Source organism: Streptomyces sp. NBC_00096 (assembly GCF_045041305.1).
Lineage (GTDB): Bacteria > Actinomycetota > Actinomycetes > Streptomycetales > Streptomycetaceae > Streptomyces.
On the sequence record NZ_CP108221.1, the window covers coordinates 6,513,214 to 6,539,541 of the forward strand.

A 26,328-nucleotide genomic window follows, 5' to 3' on the forward strand; every position below is an offset into this window, starting at 1 on the left:
AGTGCCCTCGCACACCTTCACCGTCAACGGGCAGAGCGTCACCGTGGACGCGCCCGACGATCTGCCCCTGCTGTGGGTGCTCCGCGACATGCTGGGCGTGCGCGGCCCGAAATACGGCTGCGGAGTGGACGTCTGCAAGGCCTGCACCAGCCACCTGGACGGTGTGGACGTACGCCCGTGCGTGGTGCCGGTCTCCGCGTGCGCGGGCAGGACGGTGACCACGATCGAGGGGCTGGCCGACGGGGACCAGCTGCACCCGGTGCAGGAGGCTTGGCTCGAACAGGACGTCTCACAGTGCGGCTTCTGCCAGCCGGGCCAGATCATGGCGGCCGTCGCCCTGCTGAAGCGGACGAGCACGCCCACCGACGCGGACATCGACGCGATAGCCAACATCTGCCGCTGCGGCACGTACTTCCGCATCCGGGAGGCGATCCGCAGCGCGGCGGCGAAGATGTAGCCGGTTCCGCCGCTTCACCCCGTGACACAGGGCCTATATGGGGCGAATCCGCACCGTTCTGGCTGATCATGCCTGAATGAGGCGTATCAATGCGAAACGTGTGCTGGTCGGTGAGCCGCTCGACACCGCGCGTCTGGGCGAGACCCTGCTGCCCAAACGGCTCGCACTCCCCATCTTCTGCAGCGACCCGCTCTCCTCGGTGGCCTACGCCACCGAGGAGATCCTCTTGATCCTCGCCCTCGGCGGCGTCGCGCTGCTCCACCTCGCCTGGTACGCGGCCGCCGCCATCGTGTTCCTGCTCGTGGTCGTCGTCGCCTCCTACCGGCAGACCTGCCACGCCTACCCGGGCGGCGGCGGGGCCTACATCGTCAGCTCCAAGAACCTCGGCGAAACCGCCGCCCTCACCGCCGCGAGCGCCCTGCTCGTCGACTACGTCATGACGGTCGCCGTCTCCGTGGTCTCCGGCGTCTCCGCCATCACCTCCGCCATCCCCTCGCTCTCCGACCACGAAGTCCCGCTGTCGGTGGGATTCGTCGTACTGCTGACGCTGATGAACCTGCGCGGCGTACGGGAGTCGGGCCGGGTCTTCGCCGTCCCGACCTACGGCTTCGTCCTCGTCATCTACCTCATGTTCGCGGTGGCCGCCTACCGGCTCGCGACCGGAGACACCATCCGCGCCGAATCCGCCCATCTGCCGATCACCGCGGAGGGGACGTACGCCGGCCTCGCCGTGGTGCTGCTCGCGCTGCGCGCCTTCGCCTCCGGCTGCACCGCGCTGACGGGCGTCGAGGCCATCAGCAACGGCGTCCCCGCCTTCCAGAAGCCGAAGAGCAAGAACGCGGCGACCACCCTCGCCGCGATGGGGGCGCTCGCCGTCACCATGTTCGCCGGGATCACCATCCTCGCCATGAACTACCGGGTCCACGTGGCGGCGGACCCGACCGAGCTGGGCCTGGCTCCCGGAACCCCGATGGCCACCGCGCTCGCCCAGATCGGCCGGGCCACCTTCGGCAGCTGGGACTTCCTCTTCTACCTGCTCCAGGCCGTCACGGCCGGCGTGCTGATCCTCGCCGCGAACACCGCCTTCAACGGATTCCCGATGCTCGCCTCGATCCTGGCCAAGGACCGGTACGTACCGCGCCAGCTCTTCAACCGAGGCGACCGCCTCGTCTACTCCAACGGCGTCGTCCTGCTGGCCCTCGCCGCCATCGCCCTCATCGTCGCCTTCGACGCCGAGCTGACCCGCCTCATCCAGCTCTACATCATCGGCGTCTTCGTCTCCTTCACCCTGTCCCAGGCCGGCATGGTCCGGCACTGGAAGCAGGAACTGTCCTCCCCGGGGACCCGCAAGGAGGAGCGGATCCACATCCACCGCCGGCTCGCCATCAACGCCGTCGGCGCCGCCATGACCTCCGTCGTCCTGGTCATCGTCCTGATCACCAAGTTCACCCACGGCGCCTGGCTCGTCGTCATCGCGATGCCCCTGCTCTTCATCGGCATGAAGGGCGTGCGCCGCCACTACGACACCGTGGCCCGGGAAGTCGCCGTCGCTCCCGGGGTCAAACCGCGCAAGCCCGCCCGCCACCACGTCGTCGTCCTGGTCGCCGCCGTGCACGCGCCGACCCTCAAGGCCCTGGGCTTCGCGATGGGGCTGCGGCCCGACACCTTGACGGCCGTCTCCGTGGCCGCCGACGAGGCGGACGCGAACCGGCTGCGCGAGGCCTGGGCGGAGCACGATCCGGGGATCCCGCTGAAGGTGCTGCACTCCCCCTACCGCGAGGTGGTCGGCCCGGTCCTCGCCTACGTCCAGGAGCAGGCGGCCGCCGAGGGCACGGACATGCTGTCGGTGGTGATCCCGGAGTACGTGGTCGGGCACTGGTGGGAACAGCCCCTGCACAACCAGAACGCCCTGCGGCTCAAGGCGCGGCTGCTCTTCACGCCCGGGGTCGCGGTGATCGACGTGCCGTACCTGCTGGAGTCCGCGAGGCAGGGGAAGCCGGGGAAGCCTGGGAAGCCGGGAGAGGGAGCGCCCCGGGAGGGGGAGGGGGCGGGGAGCCGGCCGGGCGCTGGGTGACCGCCGTATGGGCCAGCGCCAGTTCCACGACGTGCGCCGGATCGGAGAGGGACCGGCCGGTGAGCCGCTCCAGGCGGCGCAGCCGGTTCGAGACGGTGTTGCGGTGGCAGTACAGCCGCTGGGCGGCGTACGTCGTCGAGCCGTGGCAGGTCAGCCAGGTGCCCAGGGTGGTCAGCAGCACCCGGCGGTCCTCGGGCGCCAGTGCCAGGACCGGACCCAGCACCACCTGGCGCAGCCGGCCCGCCAGTTCGGGGTCGGCCGCGACCAGTGCCGCCGGGAGCCGCTCGTCCAGCAGCGCCGTGCGCGGGCCGTCGCCGCCCGTGGTGGCGCGCAGCGCGAGGACCGCCAGCCGCCGGGCCCGGGCCAGTTCGCCCGGTGTCTCCACCACCGGGCTCACCCCTGCGCGCACACCGAGCGGCGCGAGCAGGTCGGTCACCGAAGCGAGCGCGAGCCCGCCCAGCTCCACGAGGCCGGTCTCCCCGTCGGCGCGGATCCGCCACAGCACGTGCGGGGCGCCGCCCGCGGGCCGCGGGGCCGCGCCGTCCCGGGGGCCCAGGACCACCACCGCGAACCGTCCGTGCTCCGGCAGCCCGAGCCGGCGGGCCGCCTCGGCGCTCTCCCCGGCCGGGCCGGCGCCGTCGAACAGGGCGTCGAGCAGGGCCGACCGCAACTCCCGCTCGCGGTCGCCCCGTACGGCCCCGGCCAGCCGGTGCGACTCGGCGGCGGCGTCCGCCAGCCGGTCGACCACGTCCCACAGCGCGGGCGCCCCGGTCAGCAGCCGGGGCAGCGCCGCCCGGTCGTGGGCGCTCACCGCCTCCGTCAGGATCTGCCACAGCAGCCGGCCGCCGAGCCGGTACACGCCCAACAGGGATTCCAGCGGCAGGGATTCGAGTGGCAGCCCCTGCCCGGCGCCGGTCCCGTCCTCGGCGCGGGCGCCGGCGGGCTCGGCGGGCTCGGGCGGCAGTCCGCGGCCATCGCCGACCAAGCCCTCGACGGCCTGGTGGAGGATGCCGTGGATCCGCTCGCGCAGGGCCGCCCGGCCGAGCAGGGCGGCGTAGGCGGCGCAGGCCGGGTCCCCGTCCGGTGGCCGGTCGGCCAGCCGGTCGGCCGCCACGGCGATCCGGCGGTTCAGGTCCTCGCGTATCTCCCCGATGATCCGCTCCATGACGGGCAGGGTGGCACGGCGGAGGGGGCGCTGGGGAGGGCCACGACGGTACGGGGTCCGCTAGCGTGTCCGAAGCACTGCGCGTGCAGTGCATATGCGGGGGTCATACCGGCAGGGACGTACCGGCGGCCGCCGGACCGCCCACGCCGTGCCGTACCCCGCCACGGTGGACGCCGCATCCACACCGTCAGGGATCCGCCCATGCGCCAGAACCCGCAGCGCCGCGCCGCGCTGCTCGACGCCGCCATCGAAGTCCTCGCCCGCGAGGGCTCGCGGGGGCTGACCCTGCGCGCGGTGGACGCGGAGGCCGCGGTCCCGACCGGCACCTCCTCCAACTACTTCGCCAACCGCGCCCAGCTGCTCGTCCAGATCCTGCACCGCACCCGCGAGCGGCTGACCCCCGATCCGACCCCCGATCCGGCGGACCTGGCCGGCCCGCTCGACACGAAGGTGCTGCTCGGCCGGCTCCTGGCGCGGATGCGCCGCGAGCGCAGCGTCCACACCGCGATGCTGGAACTGCGCCTGGAAGCCACCCGGCGTCCCGAACTGCAGGCGGAACTCTCCGGATTCCAGGGCGCCGGACTGGAGGCGAACATCGCCTGGCACCTGGAGGCGGGGCTGCCGGGCGACCGGCAGGGCGTGGTCCTGATCCACCTGGCCATGCTCGGCCTGATCGTGGACGACCTGACCGTGCCCGGACTGCTGGACCCCCACCCGGTCGAGGGGCTCATCGAGGCCATGGTCGAGCGCCTCCTCCCGGAGCGCCCCGCCGACTGACTATCGTGCTCGTGGGGGAGTACCGGCACGCATCACGGGAGGGACCGTGGCAATGGCGGACATCACCGGACCCGGCGGCGGCGATGACGGCGGCATCCAGTGGCTGGCGGACTGGAACGCCTGGTACGTCAGCCTGACCTTCGCCCGGGGCATCGGCCCCGAGGAGCTGGCGGCGCGCCTCGGGGCGCTGCCGGACGTCCGTCCCGGCCCGCTCGGCGCCATCGATGCGTGGAGCATGGTCACCGAAACGGTGGACGGCGACGGGGTGGCCCGGGTGGGGAGCTGGGGCGGCTGGTCCTTCGCCGTCGAACACGGAATTCCGGCCGGGGCGCAGCGCCTCGCGGAGGTCTCCCGCTCCGGCGTCGAGGCCGTCCACCTCGACCCGCAGCCCGACCATCCGCCCAAGCAGTTCGCGTACGCCCGGGACGGCGAGCTGGTCTGCTGCTTCGGCATCGGCGAGGAGTGCTGGCGCGGCGGACACCGGCCCGACTTCCTCCTTCCGGAGCTGGTCGAGGCCAAGATCCTCACCCCGGACGGCTGTTACGCCCGCCCCGAGGACGAACGGGACGCGGACCGCGACCGCCTCACCCTCTCGGTGCTGGAACAGCGCTTAGGCCTGTCCCTGCCCCGCCGCCTCGTCGAGGAGACCCCGCTCCCGGCCTTCGTGACCTGCACGCAGTAGGGAGCGGGACCCGACGGCTCAGCGGCGTGGTCGCCCCGCGCGGCAGGAACAGCAGGGACCGCACGGGGTCCCCGCCGCCGGGCGGTTGTTGATCTTATGCTCAGGTTTACGCGAGTCAGCTGGTTTTGCGGCCGGTGAGCGACTTTGATGGGTTTGCCAGGCCTCGTACCGGAGCAGGGGGAGCACTCATGGGCACCGACCACAGCCCGAAGGACAGCGCGGACAGCGGCAGCGGCACCACCGGCGCGCCCACGCTCATCGGTTCCGTGCAGCGGGCACTGCGCCTCGTGGAAGCGATGTACGCGGAGGGCGGGGCGACCGCCAAGCGGCTCGCCCGGCTCACCGGAATTCCGCTGCCCACCGTCTACCACCTGCTGCGAACCCTCAGCCACGAGGGCTACGTACAGCACGAGGGCGGCGCCTTCCGGCTCGCGGACGATCTGCCCCTCGCCTCCTGACGACGGGTCCGTACGGGGCGTTTGAGGCGCGCGATCCCGAAACAATGATCAAAATGGGATGGGTTCCGGCCAAGGTGTCGCGCGCTTTCCCGCATGTTCCAGCGGAAAATGCCAGAACACCCTTCCGCACTGTGGAACTTGAGTAAGTTCCTTTCTGTCGCGCCGTACGACCGTGCACCACGCACGGTCCGGCCGGGAGGGGAGCCCGCGTGCCCGGGATCGACGAATGCCTGCTCGAAGCCATGGCCCTGCCTGGTGCGAGGGGGGCCGCGCTGGTCGACTGGAGCAGCGGGCTGGCCCTCGGGACGGCGGGGGACTCACCGGTGGGTGACCACGAGACCACCGCCGCCGAGACCGCGGAGCTGGCCAGGGCGGCCGCCGAGTACGAGTCCTTCGCCCCGGCGGAGAGCGCGGGCGACGACCCGGCCGGGCCGCCCGTAGAGGACCTGATCGTCACCACCCGCACCGGCTACCACGTGCTCCGCTTCGTCGAGACCAGCTTCGACAGCAGCGTCTTCCTGCACCTGTGGCTCGACCGCACCGACGGGAACCTCGCCCTGGCCCGCCACAGACTCCGCACCCTGGCCGAAGGACTGGTGCTCAAGTGACGGCCGCCGTTTCGCCCCTGCTGACCCGGCTCGCCGCAGAGCGGGCCACCGGGGCCCTGCTCCGCGAACGCGGCACCCTCTTCCTGGAGGACGGCCGCGTCGTGCACGCGGAGAGCCCGGCCACTCCCGGGCTCGAGGTCCTGCTCACGACCGGCGGCGGCCTCACCGCCGAGCGCTGGACCGACGCCGTGAACCAGGCCGGCGCCCGCCGCCAGGTCGCGCGCTTCCTCGTCGACAGCGGCGGGCTCGCGGGCGGGGAGCTGGAGATCTGCCACCTCGCCGCGATCTTCGACGCCGCCTTCTTCGCGCTGTCCCCCGGCAGCGGCCCCTCCCGCTTCCGGCGCGGGGCCACCCACTGGATCGGCTCCGTCCGCTCGGTTCCGGCGGCCGCCGTCGAGCGGGAGACCCGGCGCCGCCGGGAGCTGCTCGACGCGGTCTGGCCCTACCCGCTGCTGGACACCTCCCCGGTCGTGCCCCGGGCCGCCGCCCCCGGCCAGACCGTCACCGCCCGGCAGCGGATCCTGCTCGACCGCGCCGACGGCGTGCGGACACCGGCGGACCTGGCCTGGGTGCTGGGCCGGCCGGCCTTCCACACGCTGCTCGACGTACGGCGCCTCGCGGCGGCCGGGCTGGTCGAGACCCCGCACGAGTCGGCGCCGGCGGCCGCCATCCCCGTGGCGCCACTGCCCGACTGGATGACGCAGGCGCAGTCCCCGGACGTGGCGTTGCTGCGCCGGTTACGCGACGCACTGGAGGCAAGCCTGTGAGGCTCCCGCTGCGATCCGCCCAGCGTGCCGACCGCTCAGGGCGCAAGCAGCCCGAAGGGAGAAAGGCCGATATGAGCACGGTGCCCGCCGAAGCGGAGGCCGAGATACTCGCCGAGCTCCGGAGGCTGCGGGCCCGGGTCCCGCAGCTGGGAGGGGCCCTCGCCGCGAGCGTCGACGGCCTGGTCCTGGCCCACGACAGCGCCGCCACCGAGGCGGAGTCGGTCGCCGCCCTGACCGCGGCCGCCCTCGGAGTGGCCCAGCGGCTCAGCGACTGCACCGGCCAGGGCGGATTCCGCGAACTGCTCGTGCGCGGTGAGGACGGATACGTCGCCACCTACGCGGCGGGCGAAGCGGCCGTCCTGACCCTGATCGCGGAGCCGCGCGTCAATGTCGGCCGGCTCCACCTGGAAGCCCGCCGGTCCAGCCTGCGCATAGCCGAGCTGATCGACCACAGCCTCGGCCGCCGGGGCCCCGGCCCGGGCTCCTGAACCTCCCGACCGAGTACATCCGTACCGACGTGAACGACTGAAATCTTCCTGGACACCCCAGCGACACCGAAAAGAAAGAGGAATGGTCATGGCCAACGTGGAGACCGCGCTCAAGGAAGCCACCACCAGCATCGACGGCGTGCTCGGCGCAGCCCTGGTGGACGCGGGCAGCGGAATGGCCCTCGGCACCATCGGGGGCGGCAAGGACCTCGACCTCACGGTCGCCGCCGCGGGCAACACCGACGTGGTGCGGGCCAAGCTCCGCACCATGGAGATGCTCGGCATGAAGGACGAGATCGAGGACATCCTCATCACCCTCGGTAGCCAGTACCACCTGATCCGGCTGATGAAGGGCCGGGGCGGCTCGGGGCTCTTCCTCTACCTCGCGCTCGACAAGGGCCGGGCCAACCTCGCGATGGCCCGCCACCAGCTGAAGAAGATCGAGGCCGAGCTGGAAGTGTGATCCGGTGACCGCGAGGTGGCGGGCGGCTGAAATGATTGCCGCCCGCCCCGGCGGCTTCTCACGTATGTCCGAAATACTCGATTTTTATCATGTCGTTACAGAGTAGGATGCTGTAATCAGCTGATCATCAACAATCGCATTACGCTGGAGAACTCGCTACCCATGCCCCCGCGCCTGAGCATCGTCGTCCCCGTCTACAACGTCGAGCTCTACCTCGACGAATGCCTGGAGTCCATCGCAGCGCAGACATTCGACGACTTCGAGGTCGTGCTCGTCGACGACGGCTCCACCGACGGCAGCGCGGCCCTGGCGCAGGCTTTCGTCGACCGCGACGACCGCTTCCGGCTGGTTCTCCAGAAGAACGCGGGTCTCGGCGCGGCCCGCAACGTGGGTGCCCGTCACATCAGCCCGGGCAGCGAATACCTGGCATTCGTCGACAGTGACGACACGATGCCGACGTACGCGTACGAGCGGATGATCGCCGCCCTCGACGAGACCGGCTCCGATTTCGCGGCCGGCAACGTCAAGCGCTTCCGCTCCGTCGGCATGTCGCAGTCCTGGGGCCACCGCACGGCCTTCGCCACGACCAGGCTCAAGACCCACATCTCCAAGTTCCCGGCGCTGGTCACCGACCGCACCGCGTGGAACAAGGTCTACCGGCGCACCTTCTGGGACGAGCATGCCTTCCAGTATCCGGAAGGCATCCTCTACGAGGACGCCCCCGTCAGCATTCCCGCGCACTACTTCGCCTCCAGCGTCGACATCCTCAGCGAGTGCGTCTACCACTGGCGCGTCCGCGAGACCGGCGAGCGCTCCATCACCCAGCGCTCCACCGACCCGGTGTCGGTGATCGACCGGGTGGAGTCCGTACGCCTGGTGCGCGCGGCGCTGAAGGGCAAGCCGGGCGCCACGTACGCCCGTTACCTGCGCGAGTACGACCGCAACGTGCTGAGCGAGGAACTCCCCCTCATCTACAAGTACGTCGGGGAAGGCGGCGCCGATTTCCGTGCCGCCTTCGCCAAGGAGGTCGGCGGTCTCGTCCGGGCCATCGGCACCGGGCCGTGGGCCGACCTGACCGTCGCCGACCGGCTCAAGGCCTACCTCGCCGGCGAGGGACGGATAGAGGAGTTCATCGCCCTCACCGCTCACCAGCGGGACTTCCACTACAGCGTGCCGGTCAAGGGACTGGCTCGCCCGCAGGCCGACTACCCCTTCCTCAAGGCGCCGGTCCCCGCGAAGGTCCTCACCCTCGGCCCGCGCGAGCGCCGCGTCGTCAGCCGCCTGGAGCAGGCCCACTGGGCCGACGGGAAGCTGCTGCTGCGCGGCTACGCCCTGCCCGGCCACCTCGGCGCCGAGAGCCGCCTCGGATCGCGCAAGATGCTGGTCTTCCGCGAGAGCGGCAAGCGCCGCCGGACCGTCGTGGGCACCCGCACCGTCGCCTCCCCGATGGCCACCGTCAACGCCCCGCACCTGGCCCTGCGCCACGCCGACTGGGCCGGATTCACCGCCGTCGTCGACCCCACCGCCTTCCAGACCGGCGGCAAGTGGGTCGAAGGCGTGTGGAGCACCTCCGTCGCGGTCACCGGCGCCGGCGGTCTGCACCGCGCCCGGCTCCGGGGCGGCGAGCACGACAGCGGGCAGAACCCGCCCGCCCACTGGGTCGCCCCGGACGTACGGGTCGTCCCGAACACCGCGGGCTCCTTCACCCTCCAGGTGGAGATCGTCCGCGCCCGGGCCATGGACGTCCGCCCGGCCGGTGACGACGCGATCGAGGTGGCGGGTGAGCTCGCCGCCGAGGTCGGCGCCGGCGCCACCCTGCGCGCCGAGCACGTCTCCACCGCGGCCGTCCTCAGCTTCCCGCTGGAGACCGCCCCCGCCGCCGCCGGCCGGATCCCCTTCACCGCACGGGTGCCGCTGGCCCCGCTGGCCGCAGTCCCGGACGCCCCGTGCGCTCCCGGCGAGTGGACCCCCGAGCCGTGGAAGCTGTCCGTGGTCGGCGCCGACGGCACCGAGCACCGGCTGGCCCACGACGAGCGCGCCGGGTTCGCCGGTCTGGTCGTCCCGCTGCCCGGCGAGGTGACCGGCCGGGTCCTCTTCGCCAAGCGCGGCAACACCGGACACCTCACCCTCTCCGTGCAGCCCTCTCCGCCGCTGGTCGACACGGTCGGCGCCAAGGACGGCGTGCTGTCGATCCGGGGCCGGTTCGTCGCCCCCGTCGACGCGCCCTACGAGCTGGTCCTGCACGACTCCCACGGCGTCGAGTTCAGCTACCCCGTCACCCGTGACGGCGACAGCTTCGAAGCCTCCTTCGAGCCGGTGCTCGCCGAGAGCTACGCGGGCCGTACCGCGCTGCCCCAGGGCCGCTGGTGGCCCACGATGCGCCCGGTCTCCGAGGGTGGGGTCACCGCCGGCCTGCTCGGCGTCGACCGGGGCGCCCCGCTGCAGTTCGCACCGACCGCCCTGCAGTCGGGCCCCTGCGCCGTCACGGCGCTGGGCCGCCGGATGCGGATCGAGGCCCGCTTCTACGACCGCCTCGCGCTGGTCGCCGACCCGCTGATCAGCCCGCACGACCGCTCGCGCCACGCGCAGCGGATCGCGCGCGACGTGACGTACCCGGCGCAGCGCGCCCTCCCGGTCAAGGACATCGTCGTCTACGACGCCTTCCAGGGGAACGGCGCGGGTGACTCGCCCCGTGCCATCCACGAGGAGCTCGTGCGGCGCGGCGAGAACCTGGACCACGTCTGGCTGGTGCGCGACGGCCGTGCCGAGGTTCCGGCGACCGCCCGCGCGGTCCAGTACGACAGCCTCGAGTCCTGGGACGTCCTGGCACGGGCCCGGTTCTACGTGGTGAACGACAGCGTGCCGCTGGCCTTCCGGCGCCGCCCCGGCCAGACCGTCGTGCAGACCTGGCACGGCACGCCGCTGAAGCAGATCGGGCACGACTTCGTGCACGACTACTACACCAGCCCCGAGGTGCTGGAGGCGCTGGCGCACGACAGTGCCCAGTGGACGCTGCTCGCCTCCCCGGGCTCGTACGCCACCCCCGTCCTGAAGCGGGCGCTCGGCTACGACGGCGAGACCATCGAGTCCGGCAGCCCGCGCACGGACGCGCTGCTGCGGCCCGACGAGGCGCGGATCGCGGAGGTCCGCCGCCGGCTCGGCCTGCCGGAGGGCAAGAAGGTCGTCCTGTACATGCCCACCTGGCGGGAGAACCGGCTGGGCTGGTCCGGTGGCTACCGGCTCGACCTGAAGATCGACATCGAGGCTGCCCGCCGCGAGCTCGGCGAGGACCACGTCCTGCTCGTCCGCGGCCACCACAAGGTCACCGAGCAGGTCCGCGACGGTGTGCGCGACGGCTTCGTCATCGACGTGTCGCGCTGGCCCGACGCCACCGACCTGCTGCTCGTCGCCGACGTGCTGATCTCGGACTACTCCTCCGCGCTCTTCGACTTCGCGCACACCGACCGGCCGATCATGCTCTTCACGTACGACCTGGAGCACTACCGGGACACGCTGCGCGGCTTCACCTTCGACCTGGAGAAGAAGGCCCCGGGCCCGCTGCTCAAGGACTCGGCGAGCCTGATCGAGGCCGTGCGGAACGCGGACGCGGTGGGCGCGGAGTTCGCGCAGGCGCGGGCGGCGTTCCGGGAGGAGTTCTGCGATCTGGACGACGGCCACGCCGCCGAGCGGATCGTCGATCGCATGCTCGAGATATAACCCGCAGGAGTGCTTCCGGGCTGTGTATGGACCGGCCCCGGCCCCACCGATGAGTTTCGGGGCCGGGGCCGGTCTGTATGTGCGGGACGGTTTCCCACACGTACATGTACACGCACGAGCACTCTGGAGGCAGTCATGACCGGCAACGGCAACGGGTTCACCACGTGTCTGTGGTTCAACGGCCACGCGGAGGCCGCCGCCCACTACTACCTGTCGGTCTTCAAAGACGGCAAGCTCGGCCGCACCGGCTACTACAACGAGGCGAGCCCCGGAACGGCGGGTGACGTCATGGTCGTCGAGTTCGAGATCAACGGCCAGAAGTTCGTCGGCCTCAACGGCGGCCCGCAGTTCCCCTTCACCGAGGCCATCTCCTTCCAGATCCACTGCGCCGACTCCGCCGAGGCCGACTACTACTACGACACGCTGACCGGCGACGGCGGCAAGGAATCGGCCTGCGGCTGGGTGAAGGACAAGTTCGGAGTCTCCTGGCAGGTCATCCCGGCCGGCGCCATCGAGCTGATCTCCGACCCGGACCCGGGGCGGGCCGCCCGCGCCACCGCCGCCATGATGAAGATGAAGAAGCTCGACGTCGAGCAGATGCGGCGGGCGGCGGACGGGGCCTGACCGCCGGGCCGCCGGGCGGTCCCACCGCGGGGACCGCCCGCCGGGTGCCTGCTAGCCGCCGGCGCCGATCCGGGCCAGCAGGGCGGGCAGGGCCGTCCCGATGGGCTCGCGGATCACCTCGTCGGCGAGCGGGTCGTACGGGGTCTCCTCCGCGTTCACGATGATCAGGCGGGCCCCGGCCTCCGCGGCCATCCCGGCCAGCGAGGCCGCGGGCTGCACCTGGAGCGTGGAGCCGACGGCCACGAAGACCTGGCACCCCTTCGCGACGGCGACGGCCTGCGCCAGCACCTCGGGGTCCAGGCCCTGGCCGAACATGACGGTCGCCGCCTTCAGGATCCCGCCGCACGCGAGGCAGGCGGGATCCGGCTCACCGGCGGCGACCCGGGCCAGCGCGTCCTCCATGCCGCTGCGGGCCCGGCAGGCCGTGCACACCACGGCCCGCGCCGTGCCGTGCAGTTCGAACACCTTGCGGGCGGAGGTCCCGGCGAGCTGGTGCAGCCCGTCCACGTTCTGCGTGATCACCCGCACCGGGGTCCCGCCGCGCTCCAGCTCGGCCACGGCCAGGTGCGCGGCGTTCGGCTGCGCCCCGAGGGCCCCGATCTCGGCGCGCATCAGCCAGGACCGCCGGCGGATCTCCGGATCGGCCATGTAGTACTCGTAGGTCACGAGCTTCTCGGCGTCCGGATCCCGCCGCCACAACCCCTGCGGTCCCCGGTAGTCCGGAATCCCGGAATCGGTGGACATCCCGGCCCCGCTGAACACTGCGACGAGCTGCTTTCCCATGGGCCGACTCTAAGGAGCCCGCACGCCCCGCCGCGATCGAATTGATCCCGCTCCGCCCGCTCCGGGCACGAAAACCCTCCCTCTCCGGGGCCGGCCCGACCGGCCGTGCCTCCGCGGGAGAGATGCGGACGAGGCTTCGCACGGGGCTCCGCAGGGACCGGGCACGCCCCCTGTCCATCTGGTACAACACCGGGCATGACGGGATTCAGTGGATTCGAGATCAACGGCGCGAGCGCCGCCGACATGGAGCTGCTCCGGGACTGGGCCGACGAGGAGGGCTGGAACCCCGGGGACTCCGACCGGTACGCGTTCGCCGTCGCCGACCCCGGCGGCTTCCTCGTCGGGCGGCTCGGCGGGGAGCCCGTCGCCTGCGTCTCGGCCGTTCGCTACGGTGCGGGCTTCGGATTCATCGGCTTCTACATCGCCCGCCCCGCCTTCCGCGGCCAGGGCTACGGCATCCGGCTGTGGAAGGCCGCGCTGGAGCGGCTCGACGGGCGGCTCGTCGGGCTCGACGGGGTGGTCGCGCAGCAGGACAACTACCGCAAGTCCGGGTTCCGCTCGGCCTGGACCAACGTCCGCCACGAGGGGGTGCCGCGGGCCGCGGACCCCGGGGACGCGGTGGTGCCCGGGGTGGAGATCGTGGATGCGGCCACCCTGCCCTTCGGGCAACTCGCCGCTTACGACCGGCGGTTCTTCCCCGCGCCGCGCGACGCCTTCCTCTCCGCCTGGATCGGCCTGCCGGGCCGCACCGCGCTGGCCGCCGTGCGTGAGGGCCGGGTCGAGGGGCTCGGCGTGATCCGGCCGGGCAGCGGCGCCTCGCGGATCGGTCCGCTCTACGCCGCCGGCCCGGACATCGCCACCGCCCTGCTGCTCGGGCTCGCGGAGCGGGCCCCGGGCGGCGCGGTGGCCGTGGACGTGCCGGACGCCCATCCGCGAGCCGCCGCCCTGCTGGCCGGGCTGGGTCTGACCCCGGCCTTCGAGACCGCCCGGATGTACACCGGTCAGGAACCGGACCTGGATCTGACCGGCATGTACGGGGTCACCAGTCTGGAACTGGGCTGACCCTCCTGCGGTGGCGGGGCGGCGGTCAGAAGCCGAAGAGTGCGCCGGTGCTGTTCCGCAGGCCGCACGAGTTGGAGTAGGTGTACGTGTAGCTCAGGTGGCGGCCCTGCCACACCCCGTCGGCCGTCACGGTCATCGGGTTCCACTCCCTGGTACACGCCGCGTTGGGGTTCGGTGCGGCCAGTGCGTCCAGCTCGGGGGCGTTGGCGCGTAATTCGGCGCACGCGGCGGCCGGTGCCGGGTGCGTTCCGCTCGGCCGGGGCGCGCAGGTGAGGGTGACCGCGCGCAGCACCGTACCGTTCGTGGAGCTGTCGCCCTGCGTCACGCTCAGTACGAGCGCGGACGGTGCGTACAGGCTTTCGGTGCCGGAGGGGGTGGCGCCGGCCGAGCCGGAGCCGACCAGGGCGGTGAGGGCCACGAGCCCCATGGCGGTGGACGAAAGCCCCAGATTCCTGGTGATGGATCGCATGGCGAACACTCCTCGCGTCGTTGCGTCGGATAACGGACGCGAGTCTTGCCCATGCGGAACCGGAACGCCCGTTCGGACCGCTAGTTCTCGTCACGCACCGCGCACGCATGACCGCAGACCGCAGCGGTGGGCCGGGCCTGACCTGTGGGGGAGCGGCCCGGGGATTCGGCTGAACACACACGGTTTGGCGGCCCGCAGGAGCGTCCCGGCCCGCGTCAGCCCGCGGTGAGGCGCGGGGCGTAGAGGTCGAGGAGTCGGGTGCGGGTCTGGTGCAGGCGCAGCGCGAGGACCCGCCCGACCCAGTGACCGACGGCGGACCCGAAGGCCGGATCGGCGTCCATGAGCATCCGTACGGTCGTGGCGTCGAACTCGTACGCGCGGACCGGGGTCATCGCCTGGGCGCCCAGCTGCCACACGTACGGCGGGAAGAGCCACGACCAGCCCACCAGCTCCCCGGGGCCCAGGCTCTCGATGGGCGTGGGCCGGCGGCCGGGTACGGGGATCTCCAGGGTGACGGTGCCGGAGCGGACGATCCAGAAGGATTCCGAGCGGGTGCCCTCGTCGAAGATCCGCGCGTTCTCCGGGAAATTGACCTCACGGGCGTGGGACATGAGCCGTCCACGGTGTTCGGTCGACAGGACGGCAGCGATCCGGATGGGGGAAGGTGTGCTCACGACGGCCTCCGATCGGGACCCCCCGCTCCCACCAGTGTCGCCGACGCGGGACCGATTACGAGGCCCGGTGTCCGGAGGATGGTCCGTTTCCCGGCGGAACAAACCCCTCCGGCCGGTACCGGGCGGTACTGGCGGAGCTCCAGGGGCCCGGAACGCGGTCCGGGAGGGTCCTCGGGGGCCCGGAAGGGTGCGCGAGGGCCCGGAAGGGGCGGTCTAGTCCTCCGCGTTGGCTTCCAGGCAGGCCAGTTCCATGGCGTCCAGGACGGCCTCGTGGCTGCGCCCGCTCAGCTCGGCGACGTTCTCGATCTGCGCCGTGGCCCAGGCCGCCAGGGTCATCACCAGGACGCGGAGCCCGTCGGTGCCGTGGTCGGCGAGGACCGCGTCGGCGGTGAGCATCGCCTCCTCGGGCACCTGCTCCGGTGGTTCGAGCCCGGCCAGCCCGCGGAGCAGGGTCAGTGTGCGTCGGGAGATCTCCGGGGTCATCCCCGCCAGCCGCATGTCTTCTTCCTCGTCCATCCCGCCCCACCCTCCGGTCCCGCGCCCGCGCCCGCGTGTGTTCCCGGGCGTGCGCTCCCTACCGTCCCCGTGTCGTTCCCAGGGCACGGTAGAGGGGCGCGGGCCCGGGTGGGGCGGCAATCGGGAGAACCGGGCGCGCGTCCCACGTCCCGGACGGTGGAACCGGTGTCCGGGGCGGCTCCGGGCGGCTCGTGCCGGGCGCCTCGAGGCGGCGGGATCCGGCCACCGCGCGGAGCCGGGGTGTCACGCACGGTGCAATTTGGCATCCAATAAGTCAAGTGTGATGAACGGAATTAGGATCCCGCCTAAGGTGCGCCCGTGGTCACGGTCGTGGACGTCCGTACGCCTGTTTCCGGCCACTCCGTACTCCGCGCACCGAGCCGCGCAGCACAGTGCGGCCCCGCGCACACCGAACTGGGGGGTTCATGCGTAGATCCAGAGGGTTGGCGATCGCCCTCGCCCTGTCCCTGGCAGGTACCGGCACGGCCGTAGGCCTCGGGCTCGTCCAGGAAGCCGCGGCCATCACCCCGCCGGTGGCCTTCACCGCCGACGCGCTGTCCACCTGGCAGCCCAACGGCGTCGTCTGGGCCCTCGCCGAAGCCGGCGGCCAGGTCTTCGTCGGCGGCACCTTCTCGGCGGTGCGCCCGCCGGACGGCGCCGCCGGAAGCGAGGAGCCGGCGGTGAACTTCGCGACACTGGACGCCGCGACCGGCGCACCGACCTCCTGCAAGCTGTCGTTCACCGTGGGCTCCGGCACCGCCACCGTCCGCGCGCTCGTGCTCTCGCCCGACAAGACCACCCTGTACGCGGGCGGCTACTTCGGCGCCGTCAACGGCACACCGGTTTCCAGCCTCGCCGCCATCGACGTGGCCACCTGCACCGTGAAGACCGGATTCCGGCCCGCCTTCGCCGCCACCGTCCGGGCCCTCGCCGTCACCGGCGACACCGTGTACGCGGGCGGTGACTTCCTCACCGTCGCGGGCCAGCAGCGCGAGCGGTTCGCGGCCGTCGGCGCGGCCGACGGCACGCTGAAGCCGTTCACGGCCGACGCGGACGAGCCGGGCCGGGCGGTCGAGGTCACCCCCGACGGCGCGCACGTCCTCCTGGGCGGCGACTTCTTCACCGTGGGCGGTACGAACAGCCACGCGCTCGCCGTCGTCGACGCGACGAGCGGCGCCGTCACCAAGGCCTACCCGGGATTCATCGAGACCAACTCGGTGGTCAAGGACATCGCCACCGACGCGACCGGCTTCTACACCGGCAACGAGGGCACCGGCGGCGGGGTCTTCGACGGCCGGATCGCGCTGGAGCTGAGCGACTTCAGCCAGCGCTGGCGCGACACCTGCCTCGGCGCGACGCAGGCCGTGCTCCCGTACCAGAACGTGCTCTACAGCGCCTCGCACGCGCACGACTGCTCCAGCGTCGGCGAGTACCCGGACGGCCAGCGCCACCACCTGCTGGCCGAACCGACCACCGGAACCGGCAAGCTGGGCTGGGCCCCCGACACCAACGACGGCATCGGCGAGGGCATCGGCCCGCGCGTGATGGCGGTCGGCTCCAAGGCCGGGGTCAAGTACCTCTGGGTCGGCGGCGAGTTCACCGCGGTCAACGGCTCGGCGCAGCAGAGCCTGACGCGCTTCGCGTCCACCGGGGACACGGGCGCGCCCTCCGTCCCCGTCGCGAGCGCCGTCAGCTTCAAGCCCGGTGAGGTGCAGGTGCGCTGGCGCACCAGCCTCGACCTGGACGACAGCACGCTCACGTACAAGATCTACCGGGGCGGCTCGGCCACGCCGATCGCCACGGTCCTGGCGGACTCGCTGTTCTTCCGCCGCCCGCAGGCCTCCTGGACCGATACGACCGTCACCGCCGGGCAGTCCTACACGTACCGGGTGACGGCCACCGACGCGGCCGGCAACACGAGCGCGCTGTCGGCGACGGCGAGCGTGACCGTGCCGGGCTCGGTCGACGCGTACCCGAACGCCGTCCGCGCGGACGGCGCCCAGCTGTTCTGGCGCTACGACGAATCGGCCCTGCCCTTCGTCGCTGACTCCTCCGACGGCGGCAACCAGAGCGGCGTGCACCTGAACGCGCCCGCCCTGCGCCAGACTCCGGGCGCGGTCACGGGCGCGAGCATGGCCATCGGCTTCAACGGTACGGACACCCAGGTGTACGGGGACCGCCGCCAGACGGTCGGCAACACCTACAGCATCGAGACCTGGTTCAAGACGAACACGACCCGGGGCGGCAAGCTCTTCGGGTTCGGCAACAACCAGTCCCGTGGAAGCAGTCAGTACGACAAGCACATCTACATGACCAACGACGGACGGCTGGTCTTCGGTGTCTACACCGGCGCCACCCGCACCGTCACCACCGCCGCCGCGTACAACGACAACCAGTGGCACCACGTCGTCGCGACCCAGGGGGCGGGCGGCATGACCCTGTACGTGGACGGAGCCCAGAAGGGCACGCTGGGCGTCACCACGAACGAGAACTTCGCCGGCTACTGGCACGCCGGCGGCGACAGCCTCGGCGGCTGGCCGGACCGTCCGACCAGCGAGTACTGGGCGGGTCAGCTGGACGAGACCGCCGTCTACCCGACGGTCCTGAGCGCGGCCCAGGTGCAGAACCACCACACCCTGGCCTCCGCCCCGGCCGACTCGGTGGTCGAGGTCACGGCCGCCGAGGACACCTACGCCAACGCGGGCGCCCCGGACACCAATTACGGAACCTCCGGATCGCTCGCGGTGCGCGGAAGCTCGTTCTACGCGAGCTACCTGCGCTTCAACCTGCCCGCCGCACCCGCGGGCACGGTGCTCAAGTCGGCCACGCTCAGCGTGAAGACCAGCACCATGAGCGGCGCCGGTACGGCGGACACGGTCTCCGTGCTCCCGGTCACCGGCTCCTGGACGGAGGCCGGGACCACGTACAACAACCGCCCGGCGCTCGGCGGTCCTGCGCTCGGCTCCTTCGCGGGCGTCCCGGAGGGGTCGGCGGTCAACACCACCGCTCTGGCCAAGACCGCCGTCGCCGGGGCGCTCGGCGGCGCGTACGGCCTGGCGCTGACCAGCACCGGGACGGACGCGCTGTGGCTGTGGTCCTCGGAGGCACCGGCCGACGAGGGGACACCGCGGCTGACGCTCACCTTCGGCGCACCGTAGCGCGCGCCGGGGCCGGCCAAGTCCGGCCCCGGCCGCCGTCACGGGAGCTCGTACGTGAAGACGTAGTCCACCGCCGTGTCCCCGTGGCGGGCGTCGAAGGAGCCGGAACCGGTCAGTCCCGTCAGATCGGAGGTGCCCGAGCCGGGGACGACCTCGAAGCGGCAGCGGGTGCCGGTGGCGTCGAAGGCGCCGCGCTCCTCCAGGACGAAGCTGCCCTCGCGGCCGTCGAGGCTGCCGGTGACGAGTTCCATGCCGGTGAAGGTGCCGGTGCCCTCCCCCGTGTAGGCGACGGTGTACGCGCAGGTCGTCCCGGGGGCGGTGAGGGCACCGGTGAAGGAGTTGGTGACCTTCGCGCTCGCCAGACGGGGGAGGACGCCTTCCGGGCCGGCCGGGTGCTCCTCCCAGTCCTTGAAGGTGAAGGCGCCGGTGGCGGTGGCGGTGGCGGTGGCGGCGCCGGCGGGTGAGGTGGTGGGCATGAGGGGCTCCTGGCTGGTGGGGTGAGGCGAGGTGGGGTGAGGCGAGGTGGTCGGTGACCGGGACGGTGGCCCGGGCACGGACCGGGGTCCGGTCCGTTCGTGATCAGCCTGGACGGCATACCTGACACCTCCTGTCAGGTATGCCGGACAATGACGGCATGCGCGCCGACCGGCTCCTCTCCCTCCTCCTGCTCCTCCAGAACCGCGGCCGGATGACCGCCCCCGAACTCGCCGCCGAGCTGGAGGTCTCCGTCCGCACCGTGTACCGGGACATCGACGCGCTCGGCGCCTCCGGGGTCCCCGTCCGAGCGGACCGCGGGCCCACCGGCGGATTCCGCCTCATGGACGGCTACCGCACCCGCCTCACCGGCCTGACCGACGCCCAGGCCGGCTCGCTGTTCCTGGCCGGCGCCCCCGGTCCCGCCCAGGAGCTCGGCTTCGGCGCGGACCTCGCCGCCGCCCAGCTGAAACTCCAGGCCGCGCTCCCGGCCGAACTCGCCGGGCGGGCCCGCCGGATCCAGCAGCGCTTCCACCTCGACGCCCCCGCCTGGTTCAGGGAAGCCGACCCCGTACCGCACCTGGCCCGGATCGCCCAGGCGGTGTGGGACCAGCGGATCCTGCGGGTCCACTACTCGCGCTGGAACGGCCCGGTCCAGCGCGAGCTGTGGCCGCTCGGGCTCGTCCTCAAAGGCGGCATCTGGTACCTCGTCGCACGGGCAGCCGAGGAGGCCGCCGCGCAGGCCGCCGCAGTCGACGCCGTGCGGCGGCCCGCGGAGGCCGCCGCCGGCGACACCGTGCGGACCTACCGGGTGGGCCGGTTCACCGGCGTGGACGGCCTCACCGAGCGCTTCGAACGGCCCGACGGCTTCGAACTCGCCGCGTACTGGCAGGAGTCCGCGGGCCGCCTGGAGGCGGCGGTGCGCCGCCGGACCGCCACCGTACGGCTCTCCCCGCGGGCCCGGCGGCTGCTCCCGATGTACTTCGGGGCGGCGGGCGTCCGGGCCCTCGCCGACGCGGGACCGCCCGGCCCCGACGGATGGGCACACACGGAACTCGCCGTCGAGTCCGGCTCCGTGGCCGTCGGCGACCTCCTGCGCCTCGGCGCGGAGGCCGAGGTGCTCGGCCCACCGGACCTGCGCCGCGACCTCGCGGAGGCGGTGGCGGAGCTGGCCCGGCGCTACCGCTGAGAAACCCGGTTGCGCCGGGCCCGGCCGGCCCGTGAGGATCCACCGCATGACGATGCGAAAGGGCGTACTGCGCCCGGGGCCGTGAGCCCCCGACCGCCGGGCCCTCCGAGCCCGGCCGACCGCGTGGACGCCTGGCTGGAAGAGGCCCGGCACGACCGGAGGGGCGTCGCCCACGGGCCTGCGCGCAGCGCGGTCTTCGACGCCGTGCGCCGCGACGGCGAGGGACCCGAGGCGAGACGGCTCGCCTCCCTGGCGGCCGGGGCGCGCGGCGACGTACGCCTGCGGGTGCTGAGGCTGCTCACCGATCTGGCCTCCGTCGCCGAGGACCGGACGGCGGCGGCCCGCACCGCGCTGTCCCTGCTGGCCGACCCCGACGAGGCCGTGCGGCGGGCCGCCGCCTGGCTGCTCACCGAGGCGGACCGGGCCCGGGCCGAGCAGCTCCTGACCACCCCGGGGGACGGCCCCCGCGCGTCCGACCCCGTCGCACGCCTCGCGCTCGCCGAAGCCCTGCTCGTGAGGGACGGGGACGGCCTCGCCGACCGGCTGCGCACCGACCCCGACCCGGCCGTCAGACTGCGCGCGGCCCCGGCGCCCGACGGCGAAGCGGTCCTCGCGGACCTCGATGCCGCCGGACTGCGGATCGGGGGGCCCGGCAGCCGGATCGACTGGCGCATCGGCACCGTGTGGGGGCTGCGGGCACGGCGCTCCGACGACGAGGACACCTGCTCCGCACGGGTCGCCGAGCTCGCGCTCCGGCCGACGGCTGCGGCCCGGATCGCGGCCGTGGACCTGGCGGCGCAGGCGATGCGCCACTGGCGTGCGGCCCCGGCGGCGCTCGTACCGCACCTGCGGCCGCTGCTGGCGGACCCCCGGGCGGGAGCCGTGGCCGCATGCGTGCTCGGGGCTTCGCTGGAGGCCACCCGGCTGTGCCGGGAGGAGCTGGCGGGCCGGGCCCGGGACGGGGCGGCCACCTTGGCGCTCGCCCGGATCGGGGACGTACGGGCGCTGCCCGGGCTCTGCCGGATGGTTCGGGACGGGTCGTCCGGGTCGTCCGAGTCGTCCGGCTGGGCCGTGACGGAGGCCGCCGAAGGGCTGGCCGGCGTACCCGGGGCGGACCTCGCCCCGCTCGTCGCGGCGGCGGTTGCGGCCCTCGACGGGACCGGTCCCGGTCCCGGCTCCGGTCCCGGTCCCGGTCCCGGTTCCGGTTCCGGGGACGCGGACCCGGCGCTCGGCGTACTCGCCGCGTGCGGAGCGGCCGCGGCCCCCGCGGTGCCCGCGCTGGTCCGGATGCTGGCCGGTCTGACGGGCGGCGGTTCGTCCCACGGGCGGGTGAGCCGGCTGGTGGCCGCGCTAGGGGCCATCGGCCCCGCGGCCGCCGCCGCGCTAGGGGCCATCGGCCCCGCGGCCGCCGCCGCGCTGCCGCTGCTCGACGCGATTCCCGCGAACGGGCCGGGCACCCGGGGCGGGCACACGGCCATGGCCCTGATCAGGATCTCCGGGGACCGGCGGCGGGCGGAAGGGGTCCTCGCCCGGCTGGACGACCGGCCGCGCGGCATCGTGGTGGCCGCCCGGGTGCTGGAGTGGCTGTCCGCCAACGGCGGTCTGGAGCCGCACCACGTGGCGCGGCTCAGGGAGAACGCCGCCCGGGGCGACAGCGCGCACCCGCGACTGCTCGCCACCCTGTGGCAGCACGCGGGGGACGAGCCGGCCGGACCGGCCCTCGACGGGTTCCTGGCGCATCTGGTGCGCGACGGATTCGGCCCGTACGTCTGCGGAGTCCTGGCCGCCCTGGGCCCGGCGGCGGGCCCGGCCGTGCCCGCGCTGCGGGCCGCGGCGGAGCAGCGCGTGCGCGTCCCGATGTACACCGGTGACGAGGACCGGGACATGCGGGAGGACGAGCGGCTGGCCGGAGCCGTACGGCGAACCCTGCGGCGAATCGGCCCGGCCGGACCCGCTTAGGGCGTCGCAGTCGCGGTCGGGGCGGGCGTCGGAGTTGGGCTCGGCGTGGGCGTGGGCGTGGGCGTGGGCGTCGGAGTCGGGGTCGGCGTGGGCGTCGGCGTGCCGGTCGTGCGCACCTTGGCGGCCGCGCCGGGGCGGGGGACGTCGTTCACCGCGAGGCAGATCCCGAAGACGCGGTCGTGACCGGTCCAGCCGTTCACGCGGCCCCGGTTGTTGGAGATCCGGACCCGGCGGCGCGCGGTGTCCACCGCCGTCACCAGGTGCAGGTACACCGTGCCGGACACCCTGGCGAGCACGATGTCCCCCGGCTCCAGCAGGGCGGGGTCGACCGGGGCGACGCGGACGCGTTGCCGGCTGTGGACGAGCGGGACCATCGATGTGCCCGTGGGCCGGAACTCCACCGTCGCGCCCGCGCGGACGCGCTCCGCCTGTGCATCGAGCATTCCCATCGGGCGAGTGTGCCCCGGCGTTGCCGTGCGGGGTACCGGATTTCGGCGGGGGACGTCAGGGTGCCGGGGGCGGTTCCACCTCCAGGAAGCGGCGCCGACGCGGGCCGCGGTACAGCAGGCAGACCCAGCCGAGCGGTTCGAGCACGGCCGCGCAGGCAGTCAGGCGCTCCTGTTCCTCCTCCGCCGCGCCCCCGCCCGGCGGGCCGACCCAGGTCACTTCGACCCGGCCCGCACCGGACGCGGCCGGGCCCACCCGGTATCCGGTCCGCGTCCGCGGGCCTCCGGTGTCCCGCGGATCGCGCGCCGACGGTGCGATGCCCGCCGCCTCCAGTGCGAGGGCCACCGCGCGCGGCATCTGCCGCAGTTCCCACGGGGCCGGAACCGCGGCGCCGGCCGGTCCGTTGACCAGGCGGCGGATCTGCAACAGGCCTTCGTACGCGGTGCGGAGCTCCACCGCCCGCCCCGCTTCGGGAGGCGCCGGTCCGTCGCCGCTCGCCGGTTCGAAGCCCTGCCCGGGTGTCGTCACCTACGGCTGCCCCCTCGTCCGTTCCGGGTCGTCCGGTACCGGACGTCTGGCGTCCGGTGGTCCGTGTCTGAGTACCTCACACCCAACGGCCTGAGTATCCGCCCCGATTCCCCGGAACGCCCCCGCTGATCGAATGGGGGCATGACCTCCGAAGGCCCCGCCGCCGTCACCGCCACGGCCACCGCGACCGCCACCGCGCGCACCGCGAACCTTCCGCGCATGCAGCGGCACGTGACCACCGCCGGTTCGGCGCTGGCCGTGGCCCTGGTGCCGCTCGTGGTCGGGGTCCTCGTCGCCAAGGGGCTCGCCGCCGACCCGCACGCACCGGTCAACGCCCTGATCACCGGCGGCGGCCAGCGCGCCGGCCTGCCCCGGGCCGAATGGCGCCGGCGCGGGCACGCGACGATGCGCCGACTGCGCACGGCCCGCCGCGGCACCGCGCGCGGCTGCGCCTACGTCTGCGGCCGCCGCCCGGCAGGCCGCTGAGCCCGGAGCCAGGCCTCGGCGGCCTTCGGGGACCGCAGCCGGACCACCCGCAGCGGGGCGAACCGCTCGTCCCCGGCCAGCCCGCCGATCTCCGCGCGCCGGGACGCGTACCGCGACCAGGCCCACCACGCCGGGTGGTCGGGGCGAAGCCACTCCCGCCACCGCTCCCGGTTGCCGCCGAACAGCCGCTCCCGCAGCAGGCTGCGGCGCAGCGAGCGCAGCAGCACCCGGCGCATGACGACGCGGCGCGGATGGTCCAGCCACACCACGGTGTCGGCCCGCCGCCACAGCAGGTCGCGTACGGGTTCGGGCCCGTGGGAGTCCAGGATCCACCGGTCGCCCTCCGCGATCCGGGCGGCGTCGGCGGCGAAGGACGGGCTGACGGCCCACCCCGGCCCGGCGAAGTGCAGGCCGTCGACCTCGTGGTACGGCAACCCGAAGAGCCGCCCCAACTCCCGGGCCAGGGTGGACTTGCCGGCTCCGCTGATGCCGACGACGAGTACGCGTTGCATCAGCGGAGCCTAGCGGGGCCCGGCGGTGGCTGACGGGGTCTGACGGGGCCGTGCCCGGTCACCCGGTGCGGGGGCCCCGGGAGGTCAGACGCCGAGCGGCTCCTGGAGCTCCGTGACCCACTGGTCGCGGTCCTCGGGACAGGCCAGGGTCAGCTCGCGCGCATACCCGGTGGAACGCTCGCCGTTCGCGTCGATCCACTGGGCCAGGGCCTGCGCGGTCGGCAGTACGGAGTCCATCGAACCCCGGTGCACGACCGTCGCGGCCCGCTCGACGCCGGGCAGCACGACGATCCGTACACCGCCCCCGAGGTCCTCGGCCCGGACGCCCGCCGCGACCGGCAGCCCGGCGTGGACCAGGACGGCGCCGGGCCGCTCCGCGTCCCCGTAGTAGGCGATGCCAGGGGCGGTCGGGGTGACCCCGGCGGTCTCGATGCGGCGGCACAGCTCGTCGTAGAGCGGGCCGATGACCGGGCCGATGTCCTGCGGCTCGTAGCTTCCCGCGACCCCGCTCAGCTCGGCGAGGCGTACGGGCGGAAGGCTCTTCACGACGATGTCGATGGAAGACATGGTTCCCTCGTTCTCGATGATCCGGAGCCTCGTCTCGACCTGGGTCAGCCGGGCCGCCGCGGCGGCCACGGCCGATTCCAGTTCCGCCCGGCGCAGCCGGAGCATGCCGCGCAGCTCCTCCGCGCCCACGAGCTCGTCGAGTATCGACCCCACCTGTTCCAGGCTGAAGCCGAGCTCCTTGAGCGCGATGACGCGGTTGAGGCGGGCGAGCTGCCCGGCCTCGTAGTAGCGGTAGCCGCTGGCGGGGTCGACACGGGCCGGGCGCAGCAGTCCGAGTGCGTCGTAGTGACGCAGCATGCGGACCGACACGCGGCCGTGTTTGGCGAAGTCTCCGATGGTGAACATGACGCCTTCCAGTGCAGGCCCTGACACGGTGTGAGAGTCAAGCCCGACCAGGATATGTGCGCATCGGGCCAGGTCAGCGGCCGGATTGGCGGATGCACAGATCCACGATGGAGGGCGGTACGGCGCCTTCCGCGGCCGCGCACAACTCGTCCACGCGGGGCTGCGCCGGACCCGACCGGCGCCCCGGGCGGGCCGGGGACTTCTGGAGCGGGTGCGCGCGGTGCGGCGCGGCCGGCTTCGGGTGGCGTTCGGCGGCCGGGCGGGGCGCACCGACGGCGCGGCGGCCCGGTTCGGGCCCGTCGCCGGGCGTCGCCGGGAGCTTGCCCAGGGGCAGCGGTGGCGACGGCTCGGCGGGAAGCCCGTGCGGTTCGGGCCCGGTGGCGCCCTTCGCGGGGTGCGCGGCCTTCGCGGCCCCGGGGACGCCAGCCGGAAGGTACCCGTCGGGCGCGTCGGCGGGCGGTACGGAGCCACGGGCGGGCACGTCGGAAGCCTGCGGGCCGACGGACACGCAGCCGGCGCTCGCGAGGAGGGCGACGAGGGAGAGGGGCAGGACCCGGCGTAACTGCATCGGACCACCATGCCGCACGGCCGGGCGGACCGGACGCCGCGCTCACGCGTGTGGGTGATGCCGCGGCGGACCGGTGGCGCTCGCGCGCCGGTGGCAGTGCCGTTTCCGCCGCGCGGGGAGGATTCACCGGTCCGGGAGGGCGCGTACGTGGACGGGGGTGGACCTGAGGGGGAAATCCGGACAGGGTTCGGACGGGAACGACAGTGCGGATGCCGGGGGAGGCGCGACCTCCGGTGCTCCGCGCCGCCGTGCCGGTTCCCCGGACGGCCCCCCGCCCCACCGGGCGGGAGTCCACTCCGGGGACCCGCCCA

25 protein-coding genes and 2 pseudogenes are annotated in these 26,328 nt (G+C 73.5%); 16 read left to right on the plus strand and 11 right to left on the minus strand.

The genetic code is table 11. From position 1 onward, the window contains the following. Nucleotide 1 precedes the first annotated feature (1 nt). Nucleotides 2–457 carry a (2Fe-2S)-binding protein gene (locus OG904_RS28925; RefSeq protein WP_405495931.1) on the plus strand — a complete coding sequence of 152 codons (456 nt, stop codon included), beginning with the start codon at nucleotides 2–4 and terminating at the stop codon, nucleotides 455–457. Nucleotides 458–533: 76 nt separating this feature from the next. Next, nucleotides 534–2,531 carry an APC family permease gene (locus OG904_RS28930; RefSeq protein ID WP_405495933.1) on the plus strand — a complete coding sequence of 666 codons (1,998 nt, stop codon included), beginning with the start codon at nucleotides 534–536 and terminating at the stop codon, nucleotides 2,529–2,531. A 22-nt stretch (nucleotides 2,532–2,553) separates the two neighbouring features. Here the strand turns inward: OG904_RS28930 and OG904_RS28935 are convergent. Beyond that, nucleotides 2,554–3,696 (minus strand): annotated as a pseudogene (locus OG904_RS28935) (PucR family transcriptional regulator); the annotation flags it as partial. A 201-nt stretch (nucleotides 3,697–3,897) separates the two neighbouring features. Here OG904_RS28935 and OG904_RS28940 point away from each other — a divergent pair. The 9 genes and pseudogenes from OG904_RS28940 to OG904_RS28980 all read left to right on the plus strand — a co-directional run bounded on the left by OG904_RS28940 (nucleotide 3,898) and on the right by OG904_RS28980 (nucleotide 12,280). After that, entirely contained in the window at nucleotides 3,898–4,473 is a 576-nt protein-coding gene (locus OG904_RS28940; RefSeq protein WP_405495935.1) for a TetR/AcrR family transcriptional regulator, read from the plus strand. Between the two features lie 52 nt (nucleotides 4,474–4,525). Then, nucleotides 4,526–5,155: a DUF6461 domain-containing protein gene (locus OG904_RS28945; protein WP_405495937.1), complete on the plus strand. Its 630-nt coding sequence runs from the start codon at nucleotides 4,526–4,528 to the stop codon at nucleotides 5,153–5,155. Nucleotides 5,156–5,343: 188 nt separating this feature from the next. Next, a pseudogene (locus OG904_RS28950) lies at nucleotides 5,344–5,586 on the plus strand (helix-turn-helix domain-containing protein); the annotation flags it as partial. Nucleotides 5,587–5,822: 236 nt separating this feature from the next. After that, a complete protein-coding gene (locus OG904_RS28955) occupies nucleotides 5,823–6,221 on the plus strand; it encodes a hypothetical protein (protein WP_405495939.1) in 399 nt (132 codons plus the stop codon). After that, nucleotides 6,218–6,988 carry a transcriptional regulator gene (locus OG904_RS28960; RefSeq protein ID WP_405495941.1) on the plus strand — a complete coding sequence of 257 codons (771 nt, stop codon included), beginning with the start codon at nucleotides 6,218–6,220 and terminating at the stop codon, nucleotides 6,986–6,988. The genes OG904_RS28955 and OG904_RS28960 overlap by 4 nt, the downstream gene beginning before the upstream one ends. A 71-nt stretch (nucleotides 6,989–7,059) precedes the next feature. Beyond that, nucleotides 7,060–7,476 (plus strand): roadblock/LC7 domain-containing protein, encoded by a 417-nt coding sequence (locus OG904_RS28965; protein WP_405495943.1) that lies wholly within the window; start codon nucleotides 7,060–7,062, stop codon nucleotides 7,474–7,476. An 88-nt stretch (nucleotides 7,477–7,564) separates the two neighbouring features. Continuing rightward, the gene (locus OG904_RS28970; protein ID WP_405495945.1) at nucleotides 7,565–7,939 is read left to right on the plus strand and encodes a hypothetical protein; all 375 of its coding nucleotides are present in this window, start codon (nucleotides 7,565–7,567) and stop codon (nucleotides 7,937–7,939) included. 162 nt (nucleotides 7,940–8,101) lie between these two features. Next, nucleotides 8,102–11,656 carry a CDP-glycerol glycerophosphotransferase family protein gene (locus tag OG904_RS28975; RefSeq protein WP_405495947.1) on the plus strand — a complete coding sequence of 1,185 codons (3,555 nt, stop codon included), beginning with the start codon at nucleotides 8,102–8,104 and terminating at the stop codon, nucleotides 11,654–11,656. 135 nt (nucleotides 11,657–11,791) lie between these two features. Then, complete coding sequence (locus tag OG904_RS28980; protein WP_405495949.1) at nucleotides 11,792–12,280, plus strand: VOC family protein; 489 nt, start codon at nucleotides 11,792–11,794, stop codon at nucleotides 12,278–12,280. Nucleotides 12,281–12,331: 51 nt separating this feature from the next. Here OG904_RS28980 and OG904_RS28985 read toward each other — a convergent pair whose 3' ends face one another. Further along, nucleotides 12,332–13,063, minus strand: coding sequence for an SIR2 family NAD-dependent protein deacylase (locus tag OG904_RS28985; protein ID WP_405495951.1), 732 nt, complete (start codon nucleotides 13,061–13,063; stop codon nucleotides 12,332–12,334). 195 nt (nucleotides 13,064–13,258) lie between these two features. Here OG904_RS28985 and OG904_RS28990 point away from each other — a divergent pair, with 195 nt between their 5' ends. After that, complete coding sequence (locus tag OG904_RS28990; protein WP_405495953.1) at nucleotides 13,259–14,125, plus strand: GNAT family N-acetyltransferase; 867 nt, start codon at nucleotides 13,259–13,261, stop codon at nucleotides 14,123–14,125. 25 nt (nucleotides 14,126–14,150) lie between these two features. Here OG904_RS28990 and OG904_RS28995 read toward each other — a convergent pair whose 3' ends face one another. From OG904_RS28995 to OG904_RS29005, 3 genes are all read right to left on the minus strand, one after another. Continuing rightward, nucleotides 14,151–14,594, minus strand: coding sequence for an SSI family serine proteinase inhibitor (locus OG904_RS28995; protein ID WP_405495955.1), 444 nt, complete (start codon nucleotides 14,592–14,594; stop codon nucleotides 14,151–14,153). 215 nt (nucleotides 14,595–14,809) lie between these two features. Further along, on the minus strand, nucleotides 14,810–15,268 hold the full coding sequence (locus OG904_RS29000) for a Crp/Fnr family transcriptional regulator (protein WP_405495957.1): 459 nt from the start codon (nucleotides 15,266–15,268) through the stop codon (nucleotides 14,810–14,812). A gap of 213 nt (nucleotides 15,269–15,481) precedes the next feature. After that, complete coding sequence (locus tag OG904_RS29005; protein WP_405495959.1) at nucleotides 15,482–15,784, minus strand: hypothetical protein; 303 nt, start codon at nucleotides 15,782–15,784, stop codon at nucleotides 15,482–15,484. 425 nt (nucleotides 15,785–16,209) lie between these two features. On the opposite strand from OG904_RS29005, the gene OG904_RS29010 reads away from it, so the two are divergent. After that, nucleotides 16,210–18,942, plus strand: a complete 2,733-nt coding sequence (locus tag OG904_RS29010) for a DNRLRE domain-containing protein (RefSeq protein WP_405495961.1) — start codon at nucleotides 16,210–16,212, stop codon at nucleotides 18,940–18,942. Between the two features lie 38 nt (nucleotides 18,943–18,980). Here OG904_RS29010 and OG904_RS29015 read toward each other — a convergent pair whose 3' ends face one another. Next, on the minus strand, nucleotides 18,981–19,418 hold the full coding sequence (locus OG904_RS29015; protein ID WP_405495963.1) for a DUF3224 domain-containing protein: 438 nt from the start codon (nucleotides 19,416–19,418) through the stop codon (nucleotides 18,981–18,983). Nucleotides 19,419–19,576: 158 nt separating this feature from the next. Here OG904_RS29015 and OG904_RS29020 point away from each other — a divergent pair, with 158 nt between their 5' ends. Together OG904_RS29020 and OG904_RS29025 are read left to right on the plus strand one after the other, a co-directional pair. Then, on the plus strand, nucleotides 19,577–20,605 hold the full coding sequence (locus OG904_RS29020; protein WP_405495965.1) for a helix-turn-helix transcriptional regulator: 1,029 nt from the start codon (nucleotides 19,577–19,579) through the stop codon (nucleotides 20,603–20,605). A gap of 81 nt (nucleotides 20,606–20,686) precedes the next feature. Then, entirely contained in the window at nucleotides 20,687–22,564 is a 1,878-nt protein-coding gene (locus OG904_RS29025; protein WP_405495967.1) for a hypothetical protein, read from the plus strand. Here OG904_RS29025 and OG904_RS29030 read toward each other — a convergent pair. Both OG904_RS29030 and OG904_RS29035 read right to left on the minus strand, forming a co-directional pair. Continuing rightward, nucleotides 22,561–23,013 carry a S26 family signal peptidase gene (locus tag OG904_RS29030; RefSeq protein ID WP_405495969.1) on the minus strand — a complete coding sequence of 151 codons (453 nt, stop codon included), beginning with the start codon at nucleotides 23,011–23,013 and terminating at the stop codon, nucleotides 22,561–22,563. The genes OG904_RS29025 and OG904_RS29030 overlap by 4 nt on opposite strands. Nucleotides 23,014–23,068: 55 nt before the next feature. Next, complete coding sequence (locus tag OG904_RS29035) at nucleotides 23,069–23,539, minus strand: hypothetical protein (RefSeq protein ID WP_405495971.1); 471 nt, start codon at nucleotides 23,537–23,539, stop codon at nucleotides 23,069–23,071. Between the two features lie 141 nt (nucleotides 23,540–23,680). On the opposite strand from OG904_RS29035, the gene OG904_RS29040 reads away from it, so the two are divergent. Next, nucleotides 23,681–24,025: a hypothetical protein gene (locus tag OG904_RS29040; RefSeq protein WP_405495973.1), complete on the plus strand. Its 345-nt coding sequence runs from the start codon at nucleotides 23,681–23,683 to the stop codon at nucleotides 24,023–24,025. Here OG904_RS29040 and OG904_RS29045 read toward each other — a convergent pair. The 3 genes from OG904_RS29045 to OG904_RS29055 form a co-directional block, all read right to left on the minus strand. Further along, on the minus strand, nucleotides 23,992–24,537 hold the full coding sequence (locus OG904_RS29045) for an adenylate kinase (protein ID WP_405495975.1): 546 nt from the start codon (nucleotides 24,535–24,537) through the stop codon (nucleotides 23,992–23,994). The two genes, OG904_RS29040 and OG904_RS29045, sit on opposite strands and share 34 nt — an antisense overlap. Before the next feature lie 84 nt (nucleotides 24,538–24,621). Then, nucleotides 24,622–25,449: a MerR family transcriptional regulator gene (locus OG904_RS29050; RefSeq protein WP_405495977.1), complete on the minus strand. Its 828-nt coding sequence runs from the start codon at nucleotides 25,447–25,449 to the stop codon at nucleotides 24,622–24,624. A gap of 73 nt (nucleotides 25,450–25,522) precedes the next feature. Then, nucleotides 25,523–26,017 carry a hypothetical protein gene (locus tag OG904_RS29055; protein WP_405495979.1) on the minus strand — a complete coding sequence of 165 codons (495 nt, stop codon included), beginning with the start codon at nucleotides 26,015–26,017 and terminating at the stop codon, nucleotides 25,523–25,525. Nucleotides 26,018–26,328: the final 311 nt, after the last annotated feature.